The sequence below is a fragment of the Glycomyces artemisiae genome, assembly GCF_003002955.1.
In the GTDB taxonomy this organism is placed as follows: Bacteria; Actinomycetota; Actinomycetes; order Mycobacteriales; family Micromonosporaceae; genus Glycomyces; species Glycomyces artemisiae.
The window spans coordinates 756366-767916 of record NZ_PVTJ01000002.1; the positions used below are offsets into that span (position 1 = coordinate 756366).

12 protein-coding genes are annotated in these 11551 nt (G+C 69.4%); 10 read left to right on the forward strand and 2 right to left on the reverse strand.

The window, feature by feature from the left end:
- Nucleotides 1-18: 18 nt before the first annotated feature.
- Together B0I28_RS08075 and B0I28_RS08080 are read left to right on the forward strand one after the other, a co-directional pair.
- Complete coding sequence (locus B0I28_RS08075) at nt 19-1257, forward strand: amidohydrolase family protein (RefSeq protein WP_106363259.1); 1239 nt, start codon at nt 19-21, stop codon at nt 1255-1257.
- A 660-nt stretch (nt 1258-1917) separates the two neighbouring features.
- Complete coding sequence (locus B0I28_RS08080; RefSeq protein ID WP_106363442.1) at nt 1918-2556, forward strand: ubiquinone/menaquinone biosynthesis methyltransferase; 639 nt, start codon at nt 1918-1920, stop codon at nt 2554-2556.
- A gap of 57 nt (nt 2557-2613) precedes the next feature.
- Here B0I28_RS08080 and B0I28_RS08085 read toward each other — a convergent pair whose 3' ends face one another.
- On the reverse strand, nt 2614-3474 hold the full coding sequence (locus B0I28_RS08085) for a dioxygenase family protein (RefSeq protein WP_106363260.1): 861 nt from the start codon (nt 3472-3474) through the stop codon (nt 2614-2616).
- Between the two features lie 83 nt (nt 3475-3557).
- On the opposite strand from B0I28_RS08085, the gene B0I28_RS08090 reads away from it, so the two are divergent.
- Nucleotides 3558-4019 carry a MarR family winged helix-turn-helix transcriptional regulator gene (locus tag B0I28_RS08090; protein ID WP_106363261.1) on the forward strand — a complete coding sequence of 154 codons (462 nt, stop codon included), beginning with the start codon at nt 3558-3560 and terminating at the stop codon, nt 4017-4019.
- Between the two features lie 87 nt (nt 4020-4106).
- Here the strand turns inward: B0I28_RS08090 and wrbA are convergent, their stop codons facing one another.
- Entirely contained in the window at nt 4107-4727 is a 621-nt protein-coding gene (gene wrbA / locus B0I28_RS08095) for an NAD(P)H:quinone oxidoreductase (protein ID WP_106363262.1), read from the reverse strand.
- Between the two features lie 449 nt (nt 4728-5176).
- Here wrbA and B0I28_RS08100 point away from each other — a divergent pair, with 449 nt between their 5' ends.
- From B0I28_RS08100 to nuoF, 7 genes are read left to right on the forward strand one after another with little or no spacing between them, the layout of a single operon-like run.
- Complete coding sequence (locus B0I28_RS08100; protein ID WP_106363263.1) at nt 5177-6496, forward strand: geranylgeranyl reductase family protein; 1320 nt, start codon at nt 5177-5179, stop codon at nt 6494-6496.
- Nucleotides 6497-6504: 8 nt separating this feature from the next.
- A complete protein-coding gene (locus B0I28_RS08105) occupies nt 6505-6864 on the forward strand; it encodes an NADH-quinone oxidoreductase subunit A (RefSeq protein WP_181245692.1) in 360 nt (119 codons plus the stop codon).
- Between the two features lie 5 nt (nt 6865-6869).
- Nucleotides 6870-7505 carry a NuoB/complex I 20 kDa subunit family protein gene (locus tag B0I28_RS08110; protein ID WP_106363265.1) on the forward strand — a complete coding sequence of 212 codons (636 nt, stop codon included), beginning with the start codon at nt 6870-6872 and terminating at the stop codon, nt 7503-7505.
- On the forward strand, nt 7502-8194 hold the full coding sequence (locus B0I28_RS08115) for an NADH-quinone oxidoreductase subunit C (RefSeq protein WP_106363266.1): 693 nt from the start codon (nt 7502-7504) through the stop codon (nt 8192-8194). Before B0I28_RS08110 ends, B0I28_RS08115 begins: the two co-directional genes overlap by 4 nt.
- A complete protein-coding gene (locus B0I28_RS08120; RefSeq protein WP_106363267.1) occupies nt 8191-9528 on the forward strand; it encodes an NADH-quinone oxidoreductase subunit D in 1338 nt (445 codons plus the stop codon). The genes B0I28_RS08115 and B0I28_RS08120 overlap by 4 nt, the downstream gene beginning before the upstream one ends.
- Complete coding sequence (gene nuoE / locus B0I28_RS08125; protein WP_106363268.1) at nt 9525-10223, forward strand: NADH-quinone oxidoreductase subunit NuoE; 699 nt, start codon at nt 9525-9527, stop codon at nt 10221-10223. Before B0I28_RS08120 ends, nuoE begins: the two co-directional genes overlap by 4 nt.
- Nucleotides 10220-11551, forward strand: coding sequence for an NADH-quinone oxidoreductase subunit NuoF (nuoF, locus tag B0I28_RS08130; protein WP_245888915.1), 1332 nt, complete (start codon nt 10220-10222; stop codon nt 11549-11551). The genes nuoE and nuoF overlap by 4 nt, the downstream gene beginning before the upstream one ends.

Consider the following 11551-nt stretch of genomic DNA (forward strand, 5'->3'; position numbering starts at 1 on the left):
CCGAGTACGCTCGGGCGCATGCACGTTTACACCGCCCCTGTCGTCGTCCCGGTCGCGGGCGACCCGATCCGGGAGGGCGCGGTCGGGGTCGACGGCGGGCGCATCGCCTACGTCGGCCCCGCCGCCGACGCCCCCGAAGCCGACGAGACCACCGCGTTCACCGGGGTCATGACGCCCGGCCTGGTCAACGCCCACACCCACCTGTGCTACACCTCGTTCGCCGACATGTACGGCAACGAGAAGGAATTCTTCGAGTGGATCCAGGAGTTCGCGCGCCGCAACCCCGCGACCGCCGACGAAGCCTGGAAGGCCTCCACCCAAGAAGGCATCGACGAGTCGATCCGCCACGGTGTCACTGCCGTCGCCGACATCGTCACCGCCGCGGCCGGGTTCGCGCCGCTCCTCGCCTCCGACCTCGCCGGGGTCGCCTACTGGGAGGCCGTCTTCATCGACGAGGCCGCCTGGGAGGTGCGCCGCGGCCCCTGGCGCGAGGTCGTCACCGACACCCGCGCGGTCAACAACTCCGACCTCGCCGTCGGGGTCAGCCCCCACACCCTCTACACGCTCGGCACGAACGTCGGCAAGAGCATCGCCGAACTCGCCCGCACCCTCGACATCCGCCTCCACCCCCACCTCGCCGAGACCGCCCACGAGGACATGTTCGTGCGCCGCGGCTCCGGCCCGTTCGCGTTCATGAACCGCCGTGCCGGCCTCGACCTGGAGATCGCCGACGGCGGCGCCGGGCACTCCCCGGCCGTCCAGATGGACAAGGTCGGCTGGCTCGGCGCCGACTCCCACGTCGCCCACGGCGTCCACCTCGACAAGGCCGACCGGGAGCTCCTGCGCGACAAGGGCACCGCGGTCGCCGTCTGCGCCCGCTCCAACGCCCGCCTCGAAGCGGGCGAGCCCCCCGTCGCGGCCCTGCGCGCCGAAGGCAACGCCGTCGCCGTCGGCACCGACTCCCGCGCGTCCTCGCCCGACCTCGACGTCGCCGCCGAATGGCCCGTCCTCCGCAGGATCGCCCTCTCCCAGGGCGACGCGGGCGACGGCCTCGACGAGTGGCTCGTGCGCGCCGCCACCGAAGGCGGCGCCAAGGCCCTCGGCCGCGACGACATCGGCGCCCTCAAGGAAGGGAACCGCGCCGACCTCGCCGTCTTCGACGTCCCCACCGACGGCGACCCCTACGCCGCGCTCGTCGCCGGGGCCGCGGGGAAATGCACCGCCACCGTCCTCCGCGGCCGTCTCACGGACCGGTAATACACGTCCCAGTGGATAACACTTCGATTTCGAGACTTGCCGCACGGCCAGTAATCCGCAATGCTGAATGAGCACCCTGTTGTACACGGTGTCTTAAGTCTCGATTCATCGGAGAGGCCCCACCTCTCTGTTGTATCCCCTGGAGAAGGCGGGGCGCGCATTGCGCGCCCCGCCGCCGCATTTGCCCCCGAAACGCCTGTGACCGCGCCCACCGACTAGTTATCGGATGGGTTACGCGCGATAACGGTTCGGTTTCATAGATCGACATCACAGCGTCCATGCGTCAAGCTCATCGTGTAGCGCAGACCGCACTCGGGGGATCTCTCAGCGTCATCCCAGACTGGGACCCCGGGCGTCCGCGCCGGGTCCGAGACCACGAGGAGGCGCAGTGAACGGTTCACCCACCACAACGACTCCCCGTGCGCCCCAAGCGGACCCCAGCACAGCTCCCTTCCCGGGCGAGCGCGCGGCCCTTCCCTGCTCCCTCAAGGCCGCACGCGACGCGTGACCCCGCGCGCGCCCGATATAACCCCTTGATCCGCCGGGGCCCACACCGACAGGGCTCCGGCGGATTTTCTCTGCGGGGTGTGCGAGGCTGTCGGGGTGATCGAGGCGAACGAAGCGAATACCCCGCGTAAAGAACCCGGCCGCATCGCGGCGATGTTCGACCGCGTCGCGCCGAACTACGACCGCGCCAACACCGTCATGGTCGCCGGGCAGGACAAGCGCTGGCGCCGCGCCGTGCGCGAGGCCCTCAGCCTCCAGCCCGGCGAGCGCTGCCTCGACCTCGGCGCGGGCACCGGCGTCTCCACCGTCGAGCTCGCCAAGTCCGGCGCCGACGTCATCGGCGCCGACTTCTCCCTCGGCATGCTCCAGGCCCACCGGGACCGCCAGGTCCCGCTCGTGAACGCCGACGCCCTGCACCTGCCCTTCGACGACAACACCTTCAACGCCGTCACCGGGTCCTTCTTCATCCGCAACGTCGACGACCTCGACGCTTGCCTCACCGAGATCCTCCGCGTCCTCGCCCCCGGCGGCCGCATGGTCCTCTGCGAGGTCTCCACCCCCGTCTGGAAGCCCTACCGCAAGGCCCACGGCGTCTTCGTCAAGCACGTCCTCCCCAAGGTCGCCGGCCGCGTCGGCTCCGACCCCGACGCCTACCGCTACCTCTCCGAATCCACCCTCGAATGGCCCGACCAGGCCGCCTTCGCCGACCGCATCGTCAAGGCCGGCTACCGCAAGGTCGCCTGGCGCAACCTCGCCGGCGGCGCCGTCGCCATGCACCGCGGGTTCAAATAGTCCGAACGCGAAAGGGGCGCCCCGGCTCGATGCCGGGGCGCCCCTTTCGCGCTTCGCTCACGCGAGCTGGAAGCTGCGCTTCGAGAGGCCGAACCAGTAGCCGTCGATCACCGTCTGGGCGGGCTGCTCCTGGTCGGAGGCGGCGCCGTAGGTGACGAACAGCGGCACGTAGTGGTCCACCGTCGGGTGCGCGTACGGCATGCCGGGGGCCTGGGAGCGGTAGCGGGCGAGGGAGTCGATGTCGCCGCGGGCCAGGGCCTCGGAGGCCCAGAGGTCGAAGTCCTCGGACCAGCCGGGGATGCGGTCGGGGTGGTGGAAGTCGACGAACGGGAGGCCGTGGGTCATGAAGCCGGAGCCGACGACGAGGTAGCCCTCCTCGCGGAGCGGGCGGAGGCGGCGGCCGAGGTCGATGAGGCGGTCCGGGTCGTGGGTCGGGATCGACAGCTGGAGGACCGGGACGTCGCCGTACGGGTACATGACCTTGAGCGGCACCCACGCGCCGTGGTCGAGCCCGCGGCTCGCGTGCTGGTGCAGCGGTTCGGCGTCCGGCATCGCGGCGGCCACGCGCGAGGCCATCGCGCTCGCGTCCGGCGTCGCGTACTGCATCTCGAAGTACCGCTGCGGGAAGCCCCCAAAGTCGTAGACCAGCGGCGTCCCCGGGTTCGGGCTGGAGATCATCAGCGGCGCGGCCTCCCAGTGCGCCGAGACGATCAGGACGCCCTTCGGCCTCGGCAGGCCCTGCGCCCACGCGAACAGCCGGTCCATCCACTCGGCCTCGTCGAACAGCGGCGGGGCGCCGTGGGAGAGGTACAGCGCCGGGAGGGCCCCGTCCTCGGGGGTCCAGTCGCGGCGCTCGGCCGCGCGGGGCGCGGTGGTGTCGAGGAAGGCGTCGAACGCGGCGCCGGGACGAGTGGGCATCGGGAACTCCAGTCTCTTGAACCTTCAATGAAAATGGTACTCGGGTTGCTTGATGCATCAAGTAGTGAAGTTAAGCTTGGGGCATGAGTGATGCGGCGCCGTGGCTTGACGACGAGGAGATGTCGGCATGGCTGCCGCTGATCGGCCTGGTCATGCGCCTCCCGGGCGCCCTCGACCAGTCCCTGCGCCGCGACGTGGGCCTGAGCCACTTCGAGTACGGCGTCCTCGCCGTCCTGGAGCAGGCCGAGGACCAGACCATGCGCATGAGCGACCTCGCCTACCTCTGCAACGGCTCGCTCTCGCGCCTCTCGCACGTCGCCCGCCGCCTCGAAGGCGACGGCCTCCTGCGCCGCTACGCCTGCCCCACGGACGGGCGCTCGACCCTCGCGACGCTCACCGACGGCGGCCGCGAAGTCCTCAAGAAGGCCGCCCCCGGCCACGTCCAGACCGTCCGCGACCTCATCTTCGACGAGTTCTCCCGCGACGAGATCCGGCTCCTGGGGGACATGTGCCGCCGCATCATCGCCCGCATTCAGGCCCAGTGAGCCTATATCCTATAGGATATAGGAAACGGCGACGCCCGGCCCGTTCCCGCAGGTGCCCTTGGGAATCGGACCGGGCGTTCGGTGTGCTTACGCGGCGACCGCGGCGCGGCCGGCCTTGAGGGCCGCGGCGGTGGCGACGACGCGCTCGGCCTGGGCGGTGGCCCCGGCGAGGGTCTGCTCGTCGATGTCGTAGCCGTTCCAGTGCGACACGCCGTACGGCGAGGCGTTCGCGAACAGGGTCTCGTTCGCGTAGCCGGGGGCCACGATGATGCCGCCGAAGTGGTGGAACGAGTTGTAGAGCGCGAGCAGCGTCGACTCGTTGCCGCCGTGCTTGCCGGAGGCCGCGGCGAAGCCGGAGTAGACCTTGTCGGCGAGCAGGCCCTGGAACCACTGCGGGCCGAGGGTGTCGATGAACTGCTTCAGCTGGGCCGCGACGTTGCCGTAGCGGGTCGGGGAGCCCATGATGACCGCGTCGGCCCAGAGGATGTCGTCCGCGGTGGCCTCGGGGATCTCCTGGATCGCCGCGTAGTTCTGGGCCCACGCCGGGTTCGAGTCGATCGCGGCCTGCGGGGCCAGCTCGGCCACGCGGCGCAGGCGCACCTCGGCGCCGGCCTTCTCGGCGGACTCGGCGATCTGCTTCGCGAGGGCGGTGACGTTGCCGGTGGCGGAGTAGAAGATCACGGAGACCTTGACGGGTTCGACGGACATATGCGCTGCCTCTTCCAAGTGATGCGTCTCAGGTAGTTCAGATTTGAATTACCCATCGACCATAGCGGCGCGCCAGTGGAAGTTCAAATTCGAACGATGTGGCGCTCGCCACGTACTGCCCCTTTTGCGAACCAGCCCCGCGGGGGAGTGATCGCGATCCCCGCTCGTGTTACGAGAGTGTTTCGGGGCATCGACAGTTGTCTGTGACCACAACTGTCGGCTTTATCACTTGCTTCGGGGTCGCCACCGCAGCCGCTCCAATCGCACCCGCAACTCTGGTTCAAGTACGCGCGTACGGCTCGTGACCTCGATTAATGACAACTTAGGCGGACCTAAGTGACAGCGCGTGGATATCGAAGTTCTAGACTGGCTGCAAACGCTTGTGAAGAGCTTCACAAGCGGGTGAGTCGTGTAAAGGATCACCACCCCATCCGCCTGAGAGGACGCCCGTGACCACTCACGCAGCCCCGGATGCCGATGTCATCGTCGTCGGCGCCGGGCCCGGGGGTTCGGCCGCAGCCCATCACCTCGCCGCCCGGGGCCTCGACGTGCTGCTGCTGGAGAAGACCCGCTTCCCGCGCGAGAAGGTCTGCGGCGACGGGCTCACCCCGCGCGCGGTCGCGCAGCTGCTCAAGATGGGCGTCGACACCTCCGAGTCCGCCGGGTGGATCCGCAACAAGGGCCTGCGCGTCGTCGCCGACGACCTCGCCATCGAACTCGACTGGCCCGTCCTCGACGACTTCCCGAACTACGGCCTCACCCGCACCCGCTACGACTTCGACCAGCTCCTCGCCGACAAGGCCGTCGAAGCCGGGGCCCGCCTGCTCACCGGCGTCAAGGTCACCGCGCCGGTCTTCGACCTCGCCGGGCGCGTCTGCGGCGTCACGGCAACGCGCGACGGCGAGCCCGTCGAGTTCAAGGCCCCCTTGGTGATCGCCGCCGACGGCGTCTCCGGGCGCCTCGCCCTCTCCCTCGGCCTCAAACGGGACGAGAAGCGCCCCATGGGCGTCGCGGTCCGCCAGTACTACAAGTCCGCGGCCAAGCACGACGACGACTACCTGGAGTCGTGGCTGTCGCTGCGCACCGCCGCCGAACCAGATGTGCTGCAACCGGGCTACGGCTGGATCTTCGGCCTCGGCGACGGCCGCGTCAACGTCGGCCTCGGCGTCCTCAACTCCTCCGAGGGCTACGGGAAGACCGACTACCGCGCGCTGCTGCGCGACTGGCTCGCGAACACCCCCGAGGAATGGGGCCTCGCCGACGAGGCGAACGCCGACGGCCCGGTCCGCGGCGCCGCGCTCCCCATGGGCTTCAACCGGGTCCCGCACTACAGCCGCGGCCTCATGCTCGTCGGCGACTCCGGCGGCATGGTCAACCCCTTCAACGGCGAGGGCATCGCCTACGCCATCGAGGCCGGGGAAGTCGCCGCGAACGTGGTCGCCGAAGCCCTGAAGGCGCCGAACGTGCCTCGGAGGGAAGCGGTCCTGCGGACCTACGCCGACCGGATGGACGACCTCTGGGGCTCCTACTACCGGATGGGCGGGATCTTCGTCCACCTCATCGGCAGGCCCGCCGTCATGAAGCTGTGCACCGAGCACGGCCTGAAGCGTCCGGCGCTCATGCGCGTCGTATTGAAACTGCTCGCGAACCTCACCGACCGGCCCGGGCGGGACGCCGCCGACCGGATCGTCAACGGGATGCGGTTCGTCACGCCAACACTCGGCCGTGCACATGTTCGGCTCGCAAGCTTCACCGAAAGGAGGTTCTGAGGATGGGGATGGAAGTCTACGTACCGGTCGTCATCATGCTCGCGATCGGAGGCGGCTTCGGCGTCGTCTCGGTCATCGCCTCGCGGATCGCCGGTCCCCGCCGGAAGAACCGCGCCAAGGAGGACCCGTACGAGTGCGGCATCGAGCCCGCGCCCACGACGTCGGGCCCCACGAAGTTCCCGGTGAAGTTCTACCTCACCGCCATGCTGTTCATCGTCTTCGACATCGAGATCATCTTCCTCGTGCCGTGGGCGGTCCACCACGACGTGCTCGGGATCTTCGGGTTCTGGGCCGTCCTCATGTTCATCGCCGCGCTGTTCGTCGCCTACGCCTACGAATGGCGCCGCGGCGGACTGGACTGGGACTAGCCAAAATGGGTATCGAAGAGAAACTCCCGCAGGGCATCATCCTCACCTCCGTCGAAGCCCTCGTGAACTGGACGCGGCGGGCCTCCATGTGGCCCGCGACGTTCGGCCTCGCCTGCTGCGCGATCGAGATGATGGCGACCGGCGCCGCCCGCTACGACACCGGCCGCTTCGGCATGGAGGTCTTCCGCGCCAGCCCGCGCCAGGCCGACCTCATGATCGTCGCCGGGCGCGTCAGCCAGAAGATGGCGCCCGTCCTCCGCCAGATCTACGACCAGATGGCCGAGCCCAAGTGGGTCCTGTCGATGGGCGTGTGCGCCACCTCCGGCGGCATGTTCAACAACTACGCGATCGTCCAGGGCGTCGACCACGTCGTCCCCGTGGACATGTACCTCCCCGGCTGCCCGCCCCGCCCCGAGATGCTCCTCGACGCGATCCTCAAGCTCCACGAGAAGGTCCAGCACGAGCCCTTGGGCGAGAAGCGGAAGCAGGCCCTCGCCGACCTCCCCGAGCCGGTCGTCAAGCCCGGCGCGATGCCCTCCTCCTACCGCTTCGACAAGCAGCGCAAGAAGGAGTGGACCGAGGCCGTCAAGGCCGGCACCGAGGAGCAGCTGCGCATCAGGAAGGCGGTGGCGAAGCGATGAGCGACGAGACCACCGGCACCGGCCGGGCCGACAGCGTCCAGCCCGTCGGCATCGAGCGCAAGGGCCTGTTCGGCGCCAAGGGCACCGGCGACACCTCCGGCTTCGGCGGCCTCGTGCAGGCCGCCCCCACCGCGGGCGAGATCGTCTCCACCCCGGCCCCGCTCGGCGGCTACTTCGACGAGATCGTGGACGCCCTCCGCGAACTCCTCGGCGAGGAGGCCGTGCGCGCGGTCGTCGTCGACCGCGGCGAGCTGACCATCTACATCGCGCCCGACCGGACCGCCGAGGTCTGCAAGGCCATGCGCGACGACGAGGGCCTGCGCTTCGAGCTGTGCGACTCCGTCTCCGGCGTCGACTACCCCGACCAGCGCAACCGCCTCCACGTCGTCTACCACCTCACCTCCATGACCTACCGCCGCCGCGTGCGCCTGGAGACCGCCGTCGGCCTCGACCACCCCGTGGTCCAGTCCGTCGCCGAGGTCTACCCGACCGCCGACTGGCAGGAGCGGGAGGCGTACGACATGTTCGGCGTCGTCTTCGAGGGCCACCCGCACCTCACCCGCATCCTCATGCCCGACGACTGGGAGGGCCACCCGCAGCGCAAGGACTACCCGCTCGGGGGCATCTCGGTCGAGTACAAGGACGGGGCGCACATCCCGCCGCCCGACGAACGGAGGGCCTACAAGTGACCACCACCGATCACAGCAGCGCCGACGCCTATGCGGCCGAACGCGACACCACCGAGGGCCGCGTCTACACCGTCACCGGCGGCGACTGGGACGAGCTCGTCGCCTCCGTCGACCCCGTCAGCGAAGAGCGCCTCATCGTCAACCTCGGCCCGCAGCACCCGTCCACGCACGGCGTGCTCCGGCTCGTGTGCGAGCTCGAAGGCGAGACCGTCCGCTCGGTCCGCCCCATCGTCGGATACCTGCACACCGGCATCGAGAAGAACATGGAGTACCGGACCTGGGTCCAGGGCACCACGTTCGTCACCCGCGCCGACTACCTCGCGCCGATCTTCAACGAGACCGCCTACTGCCTCGCCGTCGAGAAGCTCCTCGACGTCAAGGTGCCCAGGCGCGCTGACGTCATCCGCGTCATCATGATGGAGCTCAACCGCATCAGCTCCCACCTCGTGGCCCTCGCGACCACCGGCATGGAGCTCGGCGCGCTCTCGATGATGATCTACGGCTTCCGCGACCGCGAGAAGATCCTCGACATCTTCGAGGCCGTCTGCGGCCTGCGCATGAACATGGCCTACGTGCGCCCCGGCGGCGTCGCCCAGGACCTCCCGGCCAACGGCGTCCAGATGATCCGCGACTTCGTCGAGTACATGCCCAAGGGCCTCGACGACTACGAGGGCCTGCTCACCGGCAACGCCATCTGGCAGGAGCGCACCCAGGGCGTCGGCTACCTCGACGTCTCCGGCTGCCTCGCCCTCGGCGTCACCGGCCCCGTCCTGCGCTCCGCCGGACTCGCCTGGGACCTGCGCAAGACCATGCCCTACTGCGGGTACGAGGAGTACGACTTCGAGGTCCCGACCCACAACGGCGCCGACGCCTGGGCCCGCTACCTCGTGCGCCTCGAAGAGATCCGCGAGAGCCTCAAGATCATCAGCCAAGGGCTCGACAAGCTCGAACCCGGACCGGTCATGGTCGAGGACAAGAAGATCGCCTGGCCCGCCCAGCTCGCCCTCGGCGCCGACGGCTCCGGCAACAGCCTCAACCACATCCGCCACATCATGAGCCAGTCGATGGAAGCGCTGATCCACCACTTCAAGCTCGTCACCGAGGGCTTCCGCGTCCCGGCCGGGCAGGTGTACACCGCCATCGAGGCGCCCCGCGGCGAGCTCGGGATCCACGCCGTCTCCGACGGCGGCACCCGGCCGTTCCGCGTCCACATGCGAGAGCCCTCCTTCGTCAACCTCCAGTCCATCCCGGCGCTCGCCGAGGGCGGACTGCTCGCTGACGTCATCGCGGGCGGGGCCTCGCTCGACCCGGTCATGGGAGGTTGCGACAGGTGAACTACCCGGAGAAGATCCGCGAGCAGGCCGAGGCCATCCTCGTCCGCTACCCCGAGGGCCGCGAGCGCTCGGCGCTCCTGCCGCTCCTGCACCTCGTGCAGTCGCACGACGGCTACGTCTCCGACGACGGGATCACGTTCTGCGCCGACGTCCTCGGCATCACCAAGGCCCAGGTGCAGGCGGTCTCGACCTTCTACACCATGTACAAGCGCGAACCGGCCGGCGACTGGCTCGTCTCGGTGTGCACCAACACCCTCTGCCACGCCAAGGGCGGGCAGAAGGTCTTCGACGCGCTCTCCGACGACCTCGACGTCGGCCACGACGAGACCACCGCCGACGGCAAGATCACGCTCGAACACGCCGAGTGCCTCGCCGCCTGCGACTACGCGCCCGTCGTCACCGTCAACTACGAGTTCTACGACGACATGGACGAGGCCAAGGCCCTCGAACTCGTGAACGAGCTCAAGGAAGGCCGCCGCCCCATCCCCAGCCGCGGCGCCCCCCTCTGCACCCTCCGCGAACTCTCCGTGCAGCTCGCCGGGTTCGAGGAGGAGCGCACCGCCGGACTCGAAGGCAACGCCCAGGGCGACGCCACGCTCGCCGGAGCCCGCCTCGCCGCCGAGGCCGGGATCGCCGCCCCCGCCTACGACCCGAACGCCCCACTGCTGGTCAAAGAACCCGAGGAAGCGAAGTGAGCGTATCCGTGCCCGGTCCCCGGCGTCCCCGTGAAGCGGTCCTCGACAAGCTCAAGCCGGTCGTCACCAAGCGCTGGCTCTCGCCGGGCGCCTGGCGCCTCGACGTCTACGAGCAGCTCGACGGCTACAAGGCGCTCCGCAAGGCCCTCAAGCACTCCGAGGCCGACCTCATCGCCTTCATGAAGGAGTCCGGCCACCGCGGACGCGGCGGCGCGGGCTTCCCCGTCGGCATGAAGTGGCAGTTCGTGCCCGACGACGGCCAGGACCACTACCTGGTCGTCAACGCCGACGAGGGCGAGCCGGGCACCTGCAAGGACCTGCCGCTCATGATGAACGACCCGCACGCCGTGATCGAGGGCATCATCATCGCCTCGTACGCGATCAAGGCGTCGCGGGCCTTCGTCTACGTCCGCGGCGAGGCGATCCACGCCGCCCGGCGCCTGCGCAACGCCGTGCGCGAGGCCAAGGAGGCCGGGTACCTCGGCAAGGACATCCTCGGCTCCGGCTTCGACCTCGACGTCGTGATCCACTCCGGCGCAGGGGCGTACATCTGCGGCGAGGAGACCGCGCTCCTCGACTCGCTGGAGGGCAAGCGCGGCCAGCCGCGGCTGCGGCCCCCGTTCCCGGCCACGCACGGGCTCTACAACAAGCCCACGTGCATCAACAACGTCGGCACCATCGCCGCCGTCCCGCACATCGTGCTCGGCGGCGCCCAGTGGTGGAAGGACCTCGGCACCGAGACCGCCGCGGGCACGATGATCTACTCGCTGTCCGGCCGCGTCAAGCGCCCCGGCCAGTACGAGTGCAGCATGGGGACCACCCTCCGCGAGCTCATCGAGCTCGCCGGAGGCATGTCCGAAGGCCACGAGCTGCGGTACTTCACCCCCGGCGGGTCCTCCACCCCGATGCTCTCGGCCGACTCCATCGACGTGCCGCTCGACTTCGACTCCGTCTCCAAGGCCGGGTCCATCCTCGGCACCACCGCGGTCATGATCTTCTCCGACCAGGACTGCCCCGTGGTCTCCTGCTGGCGCTGGATCAAGTTCTACGCGCACGAGTCCTGCGGCAAGTGCACCCCCTGCCGCGAGGGCAACTACTGGATGGTCCGCGTCTACGAGCGGATCCTCTCCGGACGCGGCCAGCTGTCCGACCTGAAGCTCCTGGAGAGCGCCTGCAAGAACCTCCTGGGCCGCTCCTTCTGCGGCCTCGGCGACGGCGCCACCTCCTGCGTCACGTCGTCCCTGAAGTTCTTCCGGCAGGACTACCTCGACTACATCGAGGGCCACAAGCAGCCCCTCTTCGATGCCGAGAAGATCGGAGCCCACTAG